This window comes from Thermococcus sp. 5-4 (assembly GCF_002197185.1).
GTDB lineage: Archaea > Methanobacteriota_B > Thermococci > Thermococcales > Thermococcaceae > Thermococcus > Thermococcus radiotolerans.
This window is the reverse complement of sequence record NZ_CP021848.1, coordinates 1815695-1830350: the sequence shown is the minus strand read 5'-3', so window position 1 is coordinate 1830350 and position 14656 is coordinate 1815695. Positions and strand designations below refer to the sequence as shown.

Annotated in this window: 13 protein-coding genes; 6 read left to right on the top strand and 7 right to left on the bottom strand. The window is 56.7% G+C overall.

Annotated elements, in window-relative coordinates; all coding sequences use genetic code 11:
* The first annotated feature begins 24 nt into the window (after positions 1-24).
* Positions 25-333: a hypothetical protein gene (locus tag CDI07_RS09980; RefSeq protein ID WP_088181488.1), complete on the top strand. Its 309-nt coding sequence runs from the start codon at positions 25-27 to the stop codon at positions 331-333.
* On the opposite strand, the gene CDI07_RS09975 is transcribed toward CDI07_RS09980, so the two are convergent.
* From CDI07_RS09975 to CDI07_RS09965, 3 genes are read right to left on the bottom strand one after another with little or no spacing between them, the layout of a single operon-like run.
* Entirely contained in the window at positions 271-552 is a 282-nt protein-coding gene (locus tag CDI07_RS09975) for a MoaD/ThiS family protein (protein WP_088181487.1), read from the bottom strand. The two genes, CDI07_RS09980 and CDI07_RS09975, sit on opposite strands and share 63 nt — an antisense overlap.
* A 12-nt stretch (positions 553-564) precedes the next feature.
* A complete protein-coding gene (locus CDI07_RS09970; RefSeq protein WP_088181486.1) occupies positions 565-2433 on the bottom strand; it encodes an aldehyde ferredoxin oxidoreductase family protein in 1869 nt (622 codons plus the stop codon).
* A 4-nt stretch (positions 2434-2437) separates the two neighbouring features.
* Positions 2438-2965 (bottom strand): 4Fe-4S dicluster domain-containing protein, encoded by a 528-nt coding sequence (locus CDI07_RS09965; RefSeq protein ID WP_088181485.1) that lies wholly within the window; start codon positions 2963-2965, stop codon positions 2438-2440.
* 115 nt (positions 2966-3080) lie between these two features.
* On the opposite strand from CDI07_RS09965, the gene CDI07_RS09960 reads away from it, so the two are divergent.
* Positions 3081-3911, top strand: coding sequence for a DMT family transporter (locus CDI07_RS09960; protein WP_088181581.1), 831 nt, complete (start codon positions 3081-3083; stop codon positions 3909-3911).
* On the opposite strand, the gene CDI07_RS09955 is transcribed toward CDI07_RS09960, so the two are convergent.
* Complete coding sequence (locus CDI07_RS09955; RefSeq protein WP_088181484.1) at positions 3895-4512, bottom strand: DUF116 domain-containing protein; 618 nt, start codon at positions 4510-4512, stop codon at positions 3895-3897. The two genes, CDI07_RS09960 and CDI07_RS09955, sit on opposite strands and share 17 nt — an antisense overlap.
* A 124-nt stretch (positions 4513-4636) precedes the next feature.
* Between CDI07_RS09955 and CDI07_RS09950 the strand changes: the two genes are divergently transcribed.
* Positions 4637-5002, top strand: coding sequence for a hypothetical protein (locus CDI07_RS09950; RefSeq protein WP_088181483.1), 366 nt, complete (start codon positions 4637-4639; stop codon positions 5000-5002).
* 233 nt (positions 5003-5235) lie between these two features.
* Positions 5236-8439: an isoleucine--tRNA ligase gene (gene ileS, locus CDI07_RS09945; protein ID WP_088181482.1), complete on the top strand. Its 3204-nt coding sequence runs from the start codon at positions 5236-5238 to the stop codon at positions 8437-8439.
* A 133-nt stretch (positions 8440-8572) separates the two neighbouring features.
* Here the strand turns inward: ileS and CDI07_RS09940 are convergent, their stop codons facing one another.
* Positions 8573-9658: a radical SAM protein gene (locus tag CDI07_RS09940; RefSeq protein WP_088181481.1), complete on the bottom strand. Its 1086-nt coding sequence runs from the start codon at positions 9656-9658 to the stop codon at positions 8573-8575.
* A gap of 72 nt (positions 9659-9730) precedes the next feature.
* Here CDI07_RS09940 and CDI07_RS09935 point away from each other — a divergent pair, with 72 nt between their 5' ends.
* Positions 9731-10093: a ribonuclease P protein component 2 gene (locus tag CDI07_RS09935; RefSeq protein ID WP_088181480.1), complete on the top strand. Its 363-nt coding sequence runs from the start codon at positions 9731-9733 to the stop codon at positions 10091-10093.
* Here the strand turns inward: CDI07_RS09935 and CDI07_RS09930 are convergent.
* Both CDI07_RS09930 and trmBL1 read right to left on the bottom strand, forming a co-directional pair.
* Entirely contained in the window at positions 10090-11442 is a 1353-nt protein-coding gene (locus CDI07_RS09930) for a glycogen synthase (protein WP_088181479.1), read from the bottom strand. The two genes, CDI07_RS09935 and CDI07_RS09930, sit on opposite strands and share 4 nt — an antisense overlap.
* 47 nt (positions 11443-11489) lie before the next feature.
* Positions 11490-12512 carry an HTH-type sugar sensing transcriptional regulator TrmBL1 gene (gene trmBL1, locus CDI07_RS09925; RefSeq protein WP_088181478.1) on the bottom strand — a complete coding sequence of 341 codons (1023 nt, stop codon included), beginning with the start codon at positions 12510-12512 and terminating at the stop codon, positions 11490-11492.
* A 72-nt stretch (positions 12513-12584) separates the two neighbouring features.
* Between trmBL1 and CDI07_RS09920 the strand changes: the two genes are divergently transcribed.
* Entirely contained in the window at positions 12585-14534 is a 1950-nt protein-coding gene (locus tag CDI07_RS09920; protein ID WP_088181477.1) for an alpha amylase N-terminal ig-like domain-containing protein, read from the top strand.
* The last annotated feature ends 122 nt before the right edge of the window (positions 14535-14656 follow it).

Genomic DNA, 14656 nt, shown 5'->3' with positions numbered 1-14656 from the left:
CATTGAGATTCCAACGGTGGGAAGATGGAGCGCGAATTCAGGAAGATCCTGGGCGAAGACCTGGCCAACTACCTCGAGCTCATGAGGGCGAAGCTGGCCTTCGCCGAGGAGCTGTACGGGATAAAGATGAACTACGTGCCCCTCATCACGGAGGGGGAGATAGTGGTCCTTGACAAGAACGACGGGAAAATCAAATGGTTGAAGACAAAGAAACCGCTCACCCTTGAGGAGTTCAAGGCATTGGCGGATAAGATAAAGAAAAACCTCGAATCAGGCTACGTAGAGATGCTCCTGTCCATGAACATGTCCTGCGTCAACGGGCCGGGCGAGTGAGCCGCCGTAAACTACGGGAAGCACCTTGACGACATCGCCCTCCCTGAGGACGTGGTCTTCATTCACCTTCTTCTCGTTCACCAGGATGTGGTGCTCGTCCGTCCATATTCCCAGTTCCCCAAGCAGCTCGCCCACCCTTTTGCCTTCCTCGACCTCAAGCTCCCTCCGAGAGCCGTGCTTCAGGGCATGCTCCCCGTAGAGTACCAGCGTTACCCTCATGGGGACCACCGTTCAGAGGCCGAGGCGCTCCCTTATGCGCTTCACCTCGCGCTTTGCCTCCCCAAGCCCGAGTTCCTCTAAGACTTCCTCCTTCGGAATCCCGTGCTCGTCGTAGCCAACCTGCTCGTAGTACTGGCGAACCTTCTCGCTCATCTCCTCCTTGGTGGGGGCCTTGCCTTTGACCGGTCCTGTCGGGAGGGGTTCGTAGAACCTCGGCGGGTTGTCGTCGTCCTCAGGCCCCCAGTGGACGTCGGGTCCTCCGAGGAGGAGCAGAATCCTCTGGAGATGGATTATCCTCAGGCCGGTTCCGTTGAACCACTTCTCCGGCGTCAGCTCAAAGCCCGTAACCGCGTTTCCGAACTCAAGGATTCTCTCGAAGCCCGGCTTCGTCGTGAACATGCAGATAACGGCCGAGTCATAGAAGGCATTGACGAGTTCGCCCTCGTAGCTCCTCGCCGGCAAACCTGCCGTTGCCGTGTGGTCGCCTCCCTGAACCGAGACGGCGTAGCTTATGTCCCTCGTGTAGTCGAGGTCGCTCCTTATCCCGTGGGCACCGACGCCGATGCCCTTGACGTGGACTGCGTATCTCATGGCATCGACGCCCTTCATCTCGGAGATTCTCCTTGCCGCGCGGTAAGTTCCCTCGGCAAGGATTTCCCCGACGCCCTCTCTAGTAACTATCAGCTCAAGGAGCTTTGCGAAGGCCTTCTCGTCGCCCCACTCAAGCTTGAAGCCGATGTCCCCCTCCGTCAGGATTCCGCGCTGGTAAAGCTCCGCTGTAAAGCCGAGGACGTTGCCCGCGTTTATGCCGTCTAAGCCGAGCTCGTCGACGAGGTATGAGAGGTAGACGACCTTCTCGGGCTCGAATATTCCGAGGTTGGTTCCCACGTAAGCCATCAACTCGTAGTCCGGAGCGTCGGTTATAGCTCCCTTGTACTCGCCGTAGCGGAGATAGGATATCTTCATGCAGTTCACGGGACAGCCGTAGTCGGCCCAGTACTTTTTTATCCAGGCCTTGAGCTCGAAGTTGACGACGCTTATCCTCTCGTCGTCGTGGTACTCCTCCTGCCAGTTTCTTATAGGTTCGCTCGAGCGGTCCTTGCCGACGCTATATCCACCTGCCCCCGTTCCCCACTGGCGGAAGGTGGTGAGCGTCAGAAGTTCCCTCTGGAACTCCTGGAGAAGGGACCGGAACTTTTCTCTGTCGTGGACTTCAGGCAGGGCCTTGTTGCCCTTAACGAGCACGGCCTTGAGGTTCTTGCTTCCCATCACCGCACCGAAGCCGCCGTAGCCTGCGGCATGCATCAGCTTGCTCATTATGGCAGCGAAGCGCACCTTCCTTTCCCCGCCCCTGCCGATGTACATCATCGCCGGCTCCTTCGGGACGCCCCTCAGCTTGGCCTTCTTCCTCAGCTCGTCGTGAACTTCCCTCAGCAGAGTCTTGTGAAGCTCCACTCCACCCATGCCCCAGTACTTCGAGGCGTCCCTTATCTCAACCTCGTCGTCGTTGATGAAAAGATAGACGGGCTCCTTTGCCCTTCCCCGGATTATTATTCCGTCGTAGCCGCTCGCCTTAAGCTCTATTCCCACCTCGCTGCTGAGGACGCTTCCCACTACCCCATTGCTCTCGGGGGATTTGGCAACCACCGCCGTCTTTATCCCCGGGTAGTAGCCCGTCAGTGGGCCGGTGAGGATCAGCAGGAGGTTCTCCTCGCTTAGGGGGTCGATTCGTTCCCACTTCTCCCCGAGCTCCTTCCACAGGATGTACGTGCCAAGCCCCCTGCCGCCGTAGAAGCGGAGCATCCCCTCGTCCAGCTCGACGGTTTTCACGTTTCCTGTGCTCAGATCAACGTCCAGAAGCTTTCCAGCGTAGCCGTACATGGTATCACCCCAGAAACTCCTCCCCGTACATTTTCCTCGCCAGCTCGGTGCTCTTCTCAACCGGGTCTCTGGCGAATGTTCTGTAAACCGAGCGGTACTGGCCTTTCACGAGAACCAGTGCATCATGACCTGCCTCGTGACAGACCTCGACGCACTTCGGGCTTCCTCCGCAGAGGTCGCAGATTACGACGCTGCCCTTTCCGGCTGGAATCCTCGGGACGTTGCCGGGACAGGCGAGAACGCAGGCACCGCACTCGGTGCACTTATCATCATCCACCAGCACGGCCCCGGTTTTTTCATCGACGCTCAGGGAATCGAAGTTGCAGGATTCAACGCATGGATAATCCGGGCACTGGACGCAGGTGTGTGGAATGTTCACCCCCGGTAGAAGCTCGTATATCCTTATACGCGATGCTTCTGGCCATATCAATCCCTCGTGCTCCAAGGAACAGGCGATTTCACACAGCCTGCAGCCACTGCACTTGTCCGGGGTTATCAAAATCCATATTCGCTCTACCCGTTCGTCACCCATTTAGAACACCTAGTACCAATGTTGGAACTCCATCTATATAACCCTTGTGAAAACGCGCAGATGCAGGTTTATGCGAAGGGAAGGCCTTATAAACGAGGCCGTGCTACAGAACGCGATGAACCGCTCCGAACTAGTGCTTCTCGGCATCACAGCGATATGGGGATTTACCTTTCCTGCGATGAAGGTTAGCCTCGATTACCTGCCGCCGATTCTATTCCTAGCGTATCGCTTCGGGATAGCGTCCCTCCTGATGCTCATACTCTTCAGGTCAAAGGTTTTGAGGAGGGAGACCTTTAAGGAGGGCTTCATCCTCGGGCTTACCCTCTTCTTCGGTCATGGCTTCCAGATAGTCGGCCTGAAGTACACCACCGCCTCGAACTCGGCCTTCATAACGTCCCTCTACGTCGTCTTCACGCCCTTCATAGCCTACTTCCTGCTTAGGGACAGGCTCAAGCTCAGGGATGCCGCCTCACTCGCAATAGCGCTAACCGGCCTCTACCTCATCTCGGGGGCGAGCCTGAACTTCAACTACGGTGACATGCTCACCGTCCTCTGCGCCCTCAGCTTCGCCTTCCAGATAGTCCTCGTTCAGAAGTTCGGGGAAAGGGACTACCTAAGCTTAGCCTTCTGGCAGATAACATGGAACTTCGTCTTTTCGCTGGTTTTCGCCCTCGTGGCCGAGCCGTTCACGTTCCCCACGGACCCGTTGCCTTGGGCAGGGGTGCTCTACACCTCGATTTTCGCGACGGTGATAGCGTTCACACTTCAGGTAAAGCACCAGAGGAACACGAGGGCGCACAAGGCGGCGCTGATTTACTCCGCGGAGCCCATATTCGGCCACATAGCGGCGTTCATAACGATAGGGGAAATCCTAAGCGCCAAGGGCTACCTGGGTGCGGCGCTGATAATGGCGGGAATATGGAACGAGATTAGAAACCAGGGGTAGGGTTGGACTCGATGGAGGGCACCTTACTCCCCCGCACCCCAGACCCTATGCCAAGGCTTAGGGCCTGCTCCACGCGCTTGACGTCCACGAGCGTGTTGATGCAGCCGGCACGAAGTAGGGGCACTGCCTGGAGGGGGATTCTGAGATGGGAGAGCTTCTCGGCAGCCTCAGCAAGCTCCGGCCAGCAGGCGATTCCAACCGCCGCCTTGATCTCTCCCTTCGGAACCTTTGACTTGAGAATCTTCTTGACGAGGCTCCCTCCGGGGGCTATGTAGAACTGCCTGTAACCAAGCCTCTCCCCTGCCTCGATAATGGAACATATCGGGCACCGCCCGCACTTAACGCACTCAAAGCCGTACTCCCCAAGCTCGGCTTGGCACTCCCGGAAGTTTCTGAGGCACTGGGGAATGAAGACAGCCCTCTTCTCGGGGGGAACTTTTGCAAAATCCTCGGCGTAGGCTCTGTTTTTGAGTTCGACGTATATCTGGTCGGCCAGCTCCGCATCCTCGCCCATGAGGGACAGAACCGCCCTGACGGCACTCCTCGTGCTCAGGTCGGCACCTGAGGCAAGCACTTTGGCTATCAGATTCTCGATGCCCATGCCAGCTCCCGCCACGGCCCTTTGTAATATTTCAATCTGAGCGTGAATATAAGCCTTTGGGAAGGATTTAGAAACAAAAAGTTAATAAATTCATAGGACAAATTATCTCCCGGAGGTGGTGGCCATGGTGCACGCGTACATCAAGGAGAGGACTAAGGAGTTTTCGAAGGAGGACAAGGAGAAGCGCTACAAGTACCTCGGAAAGGAGGTCATAGACGTCGGTGACCCCGGGCTCGACAGCATTCCCGAGTTCTACGGCATAGCCAACGCCATCTGGCACGACTGGAAGGAAGGGGAGATAGGAACCAGAACCGCGCTGGGAAGGCTGGCCCTCCTCAAGCTGCTGACGTACAAGACGAAGAACAAGAAAATCCAGGATATTCCGGAGGAGGATCTCGAGGAGGTCAGGAAGTTCATAGACTACGTGATTCAGGTCATAAAGAACGAGAGCAGACGCAAAGGCGAGCCCGAGGAGGAGCGCCAAGTTTAAATCACCCTCACCTTAAATCTGACCGGGCCCTCCCCCTCACGCCCCTGGGAGAAGTGACCTGGGGTCGGTCGGGGAGGGCACACCCACCCAAAAACCTTATAAGGGAAGTTCCCAATTTTGCCCCGATGCCCATGAGGGGGGAGTGTTTTATCCTTCGCTTCGCCCGTTTCGCGGCTTGAGTCCCCCTGTTCTAGGGTAGTCCATCCTAAAGATCATTTCTGGAGGGTTTTGACATGATAAAGGAACCGGAGTTTAGGGAGTATAACCCAGGGAAGCTTGAGGAAAAGGTCGAGCGCTTTTGGGAGGAAAACAACACCTATGAGAAAGTGAAGACCGCGCGCCAGAACGGCCCGAAGTACTACTTCCTCGACGGGCCCCCGTACGTCAGCGGTGCAATACACCTCGGAACGGCCTGGAACAAGATAATCAAAGACATGGTGATAAGGTTCAGGACGATGCAGGGCTACAACGTCCGCAGACAGCCGGGCTTCGACATGCACGGCCTTCCGATAGAAGTCAAGGTCGAGCAGGCGCTCGGGCTCAAGATAAAGAAGGACATAGAGACCGAGATAGGCGTTGACGAGTTCATAAGGAAGTGCAAGGAGTTTGCGCTCAACAACCTCAAGGTCATGACGGAGCAGTTCAAGATGCTCGGCGTCTGGATGGACTGGGACAACCCCTACATGACCATAAAGAACGAGTACATCGAATCAGGCTGGTTCACGCTCAAGAGGGCCCACGAGAAGGGTCTGCTTGAGAAAGACAAGCGCGTCCTCCACTGGTGCCCGCGCTGTGAGACGGCCCTAGCAGAGCACGAGGTCCGCGGCGAGTACAAGATAAGGGAGGACCCGAGCATATACGTCAAGTTCCCGGTCGAGGGCAAGGAGAACGAGTACCTCCTCATCTGGACGACGACACCGTGGACCCTCCCGGCCAACCTTGCCGTCACCGTTCACGCGGACTACGACTACGCCAAGGTCAGGGTCGAGACCGAGAACGGAGAGGAGTACTGGATAATAGCGAAGGCCCTCGTTGAGAGGGTTTTGAGCGAAGTCGGCGTTAAAGGCGAGATAGTTGAGGAGTTCAAGGGCGAGGAGCTTGAGGGGCTCCGTTACGTCCACGTCCTCATGGACGAGTACCCGGCCCAGAAGGAGTTCCGCGAGAAGTACGAGTGGGCTCACAGGGTTATACTTGGCGAGCACGTGACCCTCGGAGAGGGTACCGGTTTGGTTCACACCGCCCCAGGTCACGGTGAGGAGGACTTCGAGATAGGAAGACAGTACGGCCTGCCAATCTACAGCCCGGTCGACGACGAGGGACGCTACACCGAGGGTCGCTGGAAGGGAACCTACGTCAAGGACGCCGATCCGGAGATAATAGAGCACCTCAAGGCCAAGGGCTACCTCGTGAAGGCCGGAACGATAGAGCACAAGTACCCGCACTGCTGGCGCTGTAAGACTCCGCTCATATTCCGCGCCACAGACCAGTGGTTCCTCAAGGTCAGCAAGGTGAAGGACCGTATCATCAAGGAGAACGACGAGAAGGTTACCTGGTACCCAGACTGGGTCAAGGTGCGCTACGACAACGGCGTCATGAACTCTGGCGACTGGGTCATAAGCAGGCAGCGCTACTGGGGAATACCCCTCCCGATATGGCAGGCCGAGGACGGCGAGATACACGTCGTCGGAAGCTTCAAGGAGCTTGTGGAGCTCAGCGTTGCGATAGAGGTGAACGGCGAGAGGATAGAGCTTCCGGAGAACTACGAAGAGAAGCTCAAGGTCATAGAGGAGAAGCTCGGGCCGGAGGACCTGCACAGGCCCTACGTCGATGCCTTTATCATAAAGGTGGACGGCAAGGAGATGAGGCGCGTCAAGGACGTCGTTGACGTCTGGTTCGACAGCGGAATAGCGAGCTGGGCCTCCCTCGACTACCCGAGGACGGAGGAGAACTTCAAGAAGCTCTGGCCGGCGGACTTCATAGTCGAGGGTGAGGACCAGGTTACGAAGTGGTTCTACTCCCAGCAGGCTGCCTCGGTTATAGCCTTCGACACGGTCCCATACAGGCACGTGGCAATGCACGGCTACGTCCTGGATGAAAAGGGCGACAAGATGAGCAAGAGCCTCGGCAACATAATAAGGCCGGAGGAGGTCGTCCAGAAGGAGGGAAGGGACCCCTTCAGGTTCTACATGCTCTGGGCCACCAACCCGTGGGAGAACCTGCGCTTCAGCTGGAAGGGCCTTGAGCAGGTCAAGAGGATGCTCAACATACTCTGGAACGTCTACGTTCTCAGCGCCACCTACATGAGCCTGGATAACTTCGACCCGACGAAGCTCAAACCGGAGGAGCTTCCGTTCCGCGAGGAGGACAAGTGGATACTCAGCAGGGTCAACAGCCTCGTGGGAGACGTCACCGAGGGCATAGAGACCTTCAGGCTCACGAGGGCCACCAGGGCGATATACCACTTCGTCGTTGAGGACCTGAGCCGCTGGTATGTAAGGCTCATCAGGAAGCGCATGTGGGTCGAGGGCGACGACCCGGACAAGCTGGCAGCCTACTACACCGTCTGGAAGGTCTTCGACGTTCTGCTGAGGCTCATGGCACCGTTTACCCCGTACATAGCGGAGGAGATATACCAGAACATGCTCAGGCCGTTCATCGGAGTGGAGAGCGTCCACATGCTCGACTGGCCGGAGGTCGACGAGGGGGCAAGGGACGAGGAGCTTGAGAGGGAGATGGAGTACGTTAGGAGGATAGTCGAGGCCGGCTCAAGCGCCAGACAGAGGGCCAAGATAAAGCTCCGCTACCCGGTCAGGAGGATAATAGTGGAAACCGAGGACGAGACTGTTAAGAAGGCCGTCGAGAGGCTCAACAGAATCCTGCGCGACCAGCTCAACGCCAAGGAAGTGGTTGTCGGCAGGGTCGAGCGCGAGCTCGTGGTAAAGCCCAACTTCGCCAAGGTCGGGCCGGAGTTCAAGGGCGACGCCAAGCTCGTGATAGCCTGGATAAACGAGCACGGAAGAAAACTCTACGAGAAGGGCGAGATGGACGTCGAGCTCGAAGGAAAGACCTTCCACCTCACGAGGGAGCACCTGAGCATAGAGGAGAAGCTGCCGGACTTCTTCGTTGCCGAGGACTTCGAGGGCGGAAGGGTCTTCGTGGACAAGACCCTCACGAGGGAGCTCCTCGCGGAAGGCCTCGCCAGGGAGTTCGTCAGGAGGATACAGGAGATGAGAAAGAGGCTCGACCTCGACGTCAACGACAGGATAGTCGTCACCATAGAGACCACCGACGAGAACCGCGAACTGCTCGAGGAGAACCTCGACTACGTGGAGAGGGAGACGAGGGCAACCGAGGTAATCTTCGGCGAGGCCAAGGGCTACGTCGTCGAGTGGCCAGAGGTTCAGGCGAAGATAGGGATTGAGAGGGTCGAGGGCTGAAGCCCTCTCATTTCCCTCTTCTGTATTACCTCAATAGACCTCAGGACCTCACTTAGTGCCCGAACTTACGCCCCCGTAAGTTACTTACGCCCCCAGAACCAGCAACTAAGGAGAGTAAAATAAGAGCGGGAATTCAAGGCAACGGAACCCTCTCGACCTCAAGCCTGTCGAAGGTCGGGTACTCCTCGACGATGAAGAACCTCACGTCGCCCTCTATTGCCTCAGCCAGCTCGACAGCAACCTCTTCCGGCATCTCTATCCTGCCCTTCGCCCTGTTGACGTACAGCCACTCCGGTGGAACCTCCGCCTCTTCCACGAGGAGTTCATACAGCTCGTCGAGGTCGTCGTATTCGGCAATACCGAACCGGAGCGTCCCGTCCTCGGTTATCTCCATGTAGGGCCTGGCCACGTTTTTGGCCATCCTCCTCAGCCTGTTTTTGAGCTGGACGGCGTCCTTCAGCCTAGCCGTGCACAGGTGGTAGCTCAGCGAGGTGTTCTCCTCACCCCATTCGAGGAGCTTCAGACCCAGCTCAAGGGAGCCCTTTATGGCGGCACTTTCGTCGCTTATCGGCCTGTAGCCCCGGTTGAGAATCGCCCTCAGGTTCGTCTCGCTGAACTCAAGCTCGTTCACGTTGAGGAACTTCGCTCCGAGATTATCGAGGAACTCAGCGTACCACCTCATCCTCTCGAACTGCCCCGGAATCGAGGGAATCTCACCGCCGACGTCCCAGTCGAAGTCGAAGGCGTTCCTTATGTTCTCGATTTCAACTTTGAAGAGCTTCGAGTTAGGGTTGAATATGTCCGGGTGGAAGCGTATCTCGTCCAGGCCGGCATCGTAGAGCTTTTCCAGGTTCTTCTTGGTCGCCAAGGCTCCCGTCGTATATATGTGAACGTGGAAGTCCTCGCCGAAGGCCTCCTTGAGCGCGCGGATATACTCAGCCGTCCTGTCGAGCCTCGCCAGAGGGTCTCCGCCCGTAACGCCTGCCCCCTTGGCCTCCATCAAAAGGGCCTCCTCGATCACGTCGTCCAGGCTTTTGACGGGTCTCTCGTTGGCGTAAATCACATCGCCCATCCTGTGCTCGCTCAGCGGACAGTAGAAGCAGTCCCTCGGGCAGACCCCGGTCGTGAAGAGGACGAGCTTCTCACCCCTAACGCAGAGCTGGCAGCCCTTGGGGAGCTCTCTCACAGCGTATGAAAAGTAAGGCGTCTCCCAGACCATCGACTCACCTCGCTAACCCTAAACGCGGGGGAGAGCTTAAAAAGGTTGGCGGGCAAAGTTGTGCAGATGCCTATGAGGGAGAAACCGAAGTACCTGCCGCCCACCCTGAGGGACAAGAACCGCTACATAGCCTTTCAGGTCATCGGGGAGAGGCCGTTTAAGAAGGACGAGATAAAGAGGGCCATATGGGATGCGAGCCTCTCAACGCTTGGAACCCTCGGCTCAGCCAAAGCCAAACCCTGGTTCATCAAGTTCGACGAGAAGAGCCAGACCGGAATTGTAAGGGTTGACAGGAAGCATGTAGAGGAGCTGCGCTTCGCCCTGACGCTGGTCACCCATATAAACGGCTCAAGGGCTATCTTCAGAACCCTCGGCGTTTCCGGAACGATAAAAAGGCTGAAAAAGAAATTTTTAACCGAGTACGGCTGGCGTTAGCGGAGGAAAGGAACGGCCTTGTCAACGGCTCCCTCGTAAACCTTCATGTATCTCCTGCAGGCGTTCTCCCACGTGAAGTCTTTCCTCGCCCTCTTCTTACCGTTCTCCCTGAGCTTTCTCAACGTGCCTTCGTCCAGCTCCTTGGCGAACACCATCGCCCTGGCGAGGGCAAAGGCATCCCTCGGGGGGACGAGCAGTCCTGTGGCGTTCTCCGGGTCGGAGTTGATGTCTATTATGGTGTCCTTTATCCCCCCGACCGAGCTGCCTATGGGTATCGCCCCGAGGCACATGGCCTCAAGCTGCACCAGACCGAAGGGCTCGAAGTACGACGGGATTATCACAAAGTCCACCGAGCCGTAGAGCTCTCTAACGGTCTCCCTGGTGAGGAGCTCGGTAATTACCCTGACGTTCTCGGGGAAGCGGTTTTGCACGGCTCTGGCCCAGGCCTCCAGCTCGGGATGGCCCTTGCCAATTATGATGAACCTCATCTCCCTAAAGGCCGGATCAGCGGAGAGAACCTCTATAGACCTTAGAAGGGTGTCAACTCCCTTCTGGGCCTTGTCAAAGCGCCCTATGAACATGAAGGCCTTCCCATCGCTCAGGCCGAAGCGCTCTAAGACGCGCCTCCTCCTTTCATCTCTGGGAAGATTCTTAGTCTCCATGAGCTCCTCGTTCCAGAAGGAGCAGTCTATGCCGTTGAAGACGTGCGTAACCTTGCCCTCGAAGTGCTTGAAGAACCCCCATTCCTCCCACAGATAGCTCCTGCTGACTGTCGTTACGGCGTCCGCTATGTATCCGGCGGTGTGCTCGGGGTCTATGTCCGGGTACGGTGCAAGCTCGCCGAGATTCGCGTCGTGGAAGTAGTGGCCCGGAATCTTGGCCTTGTTGAGCCTGTGAACCGTGAAAACGCCCCTTATACCGAAGTACTTCTTCAAGAGGCCGAAGGCGAAGACGGTGTGCCAGTCGTGGGCATGAACCACGTCCGGCTTGAAGGTTTCGATAAGCTCGTTCATCAGTCCAACGCTCGCCTTTCCAAAGAGAACGGTTTTCCTCAGCAGACCGCCCCAGCCCGGGCCGTAAACATCGGCCTCACTGAGAAGCCCACCGCCGAGGGAGTAGACAACCACGCCGTTCTGCTCCCTCTTCCTGACGGTTACAGAAACATCTTCACCGAAGGCCGAGACCCTGAAGGAACCAGCGACCTCACCGAGGTTTCTCCCGTGGTCTAGGGTGAAAACGACGACCTCGTTTCCCAGTTCAACGAGTCCCTCGGCTATGCTCGTCACGGCCTCGGCGAGGCCGCCAACCTTGACGGGCAAATACTCAAACCCGAGGATAAGAATCCGCATTGGCATCACCAACTCCCGTGAATCAATGAATTGAAAAGGAGGAACCTTCACTCGAGGAGGATGAACTTCTCCCCCTCGATGTCCTCGAAGTAGCTGCCTATGCCGCCGATCTTCCACTCCCTGCCGTCGGCTCTGGCCGTCACGTTGGCCATCAGCGGCGTGTATTCGTAGGCGATTATCTCCCCGTCCAGGGTTACCGGCTCCTTGGTGTCCACGAGCCTTCCGACTATCTCTGCCCTCTTAGGAAGCTCAACGAACTTCAGGAGGGTTATCAGGGTCCTTATGTTCACGAGCGAGAGGGGCTTAGGCAGGAATTCGTAGTTGATGGGCTTAACCATCTCACTGTTGTCGAAGTAGATGGTGTAGAACCAGTGCATGTAGTTCTGGATTATCTTGGGGCTCTTCGCCCAGAAGGAGTAGAACTTCTCGCGCCTCTTGTCCCTCGGAAGGGCGCCGAAGAAGAGGGCGTAGTTTATGTCGCCGATTATCCAGCTGGCCATGAGCCAGGGAGCGCCGCCGGTTCTGGCGAGTATTATGTTGTCCCTCTTCAGCCAGTCGGGTATCTCCTCGAAGTTGCTTATGATTACGAACACTATGTCCTTCCTGGCCCGGATTTCGCCCTTGAGGAGCTTGAGGAACTCGAAGGGCGTGTTTATGAGAACCTCGTGCTTGGCGGTTCTTATGACGTACTCGGCCCTCTCAACGGTGTTGTCGAACCCCTGAATAGTCCAAATCTCGGGCAAATCCTCCCCGTGAACCTCGCGGTAGAGGTCGAGAAAAGCCACCTTGAGGTTCTCGATGTCCTCTATGAAGTCCTCCTTTATCTTCTCAAGGACCACCTCCGGATTGACCGGCTTGTAGAGCCTCGGAGAGCCGTGCATGACGTCAACGAATCCCTTCCTGTGAAGGGAGCTCAGGACGTCGTAAACCCTCGTGTGGGGAATGCCGCTCTCCTTCGTTATGTCCGTGGCCTTGCTCGGGCCGAGCTTGAGAAGGGTTATGTACGCCAGGCTCTCGTACTTGGTGAGACCGAGCTTCTGAAGCTTTTCAATGATTTCCTCTTCCTTCATACCGAGACCTCCAAACTTTTAAGTTTCACTCACAATAGTTTATTCATCAGTAGTGATACTTGGGTGGGGAAGGTGTATAAAATTTTCGGGTTCAAACCGGACGACCGCTTCGGCAGGGTCGCCGAGGTGGAGTTCTCAATACCCGCGGAGGGAAGCTATGCCTACCTCCTCGGCAACTTCAACGCCTTCAACGAGGGCAGCTTTCGAATGAGGCAGAAAGGGGAAAGGTGGAGCGTAGAGCTGAAGCTCCCAGAGGGGATCTGGCACTACGGCTTTTCGGTGGACGGGGAGTTCCTGCCCGACCCGGAAAATCCGGAGAGGGAAACCTACAAGAGGCTATCGTACAAGTTCGAGAGGAAGGTCAGCGTGGCGAGAATCATCGGGGAGGGGGAGTTCTTCCACGGGCCGAGCGTCACCTACCTTTACTCCTTCGCAGGAAGAACCCACGTGGTTTTCCGCGCACTGAGGGGAAGGGCTTCAAGGGTTGTTCTAAGAACCGGAGACAAGGAAATCGAGATGAGACCCAAGGCCCACGATGGCCTCTTCGAGTACTTCGAGGCAGTTCTTCCCGGTGAGGGACCAATCGAGTACTCTTTCCTCGTAGAATCCGAAGGGAAAACCATCGAATACGGCCCGTTTAATGCCGAACCCTACAAGTCCGAGACCCCTGAGTGGGTTTTCGGAAGGGTATTCTACCAGATAATGCCCGACAGGTTCGATAGAGGCCTGCCGGGAACGCCCAGAGGGAGGGCATTCAGGGGTGAGGATTTTCACGGCGGGGATTTAGCCGGGATAATAAAGAGGCTCGACCACATCGAGGGCCTCGGCGTAAACGCGCTCTACCTCACCCCGATATTCGAGTCCATGACCTACCACCGCTACGACGTTACGGACTATTTCAGGGTCGACAGAAAACTCGGCGGATGGGGGATCTTCAGGGAGCTTGTGGAGGAGCTCAAAAAGAGGGACATCAAGCTGATTCTCGACGGGGTTTTCCACCACACGAGCTTCTTCCACCCATACTTCCAGGATGTCATTCTAAACGGAGAAAAGAGCCGGTACCGGGACTTCTACAGGGTTACCGGCTTCCCGGTTGTCTCTGAGGAATTCCTGGAGGTTCTGAAATCGAGCGAGCCTTGGCCAGAGAGGTACAGGAAGCTCAAGGGACTAAAATGGAACTACGAGAGCTTCTACTCCGTCTGGCTGATGCCAAGGCTGAACCACGACAACCCGAAGGTGAGGCAGTTCGTAGAGGAGGTTATGCGGCACTGGCTCGAGAGGGGCGCTGACGGCTGGCGCCTTGATGTCGCCCACGGCGTTCCTCCCGAGCTCTGGAGGGAGATAAGAAAAGCCATGCCGGGAAAGGCATACCTCGTTGGGGAGGTCATGGACGACGCGAGGCTCTGGCTCTTCGACGTCTTTCACGGCACCATGAACTATCCCCTCTACGAGCTCATTCTGCGGTTCTTCGTGGAGGGTGAAATCACCACGGAAGAGTTCCTCAACGGCCTGGAGCTGCTGAGTGCCTATTATGGGCCCGCGGAGTACGCGATGTACAACTTCCTCGACAACCACGACACAGAGCGCTTCATCGATTTAGTGGGCGATGAAAGGAAGTACCTCTGCGCGCTGGCATTCCTGATGACGTACAAGGGCATCCCCTCGGTATTCTACGGCGATGAGATTGGCCTAAACGGCGGCGGTGAGGGCCTGAGCGCCGGAAGGACACCGATGAAGTGGGACAAGGGAGAATGGAACCCCAATCTACTGAATGCCACGAAGGAGCTAATCAGGCTCAGGCGGGAGAGCCGGGCCCTCCAGCGGGGTGAGTTCAGGCCCATATCTTTCAAGGATGGACTCCTTCTCTACGAGAGGGTTCACGGCGACGATAGCGTTCTCGTGGGAATAAACTACTCGGGGGAGAGGACAGCGATCGAAATCCCTGAAAAGTACACCCCAGCGAAGAACGGAAGCAAACGCATAGAAATGGCGCCATGGTCGTTCATCGTGCTGACCAAATGAACCTATCTTTTCATTGAGGCCCCATCGTGCTCATGCCCCACAGGGTTGAACAGGAAAGCGCAAGGTATATATATCACTGCCGATGATACTATATCACCCAAAATCTAGGCGGGTGATAAAGA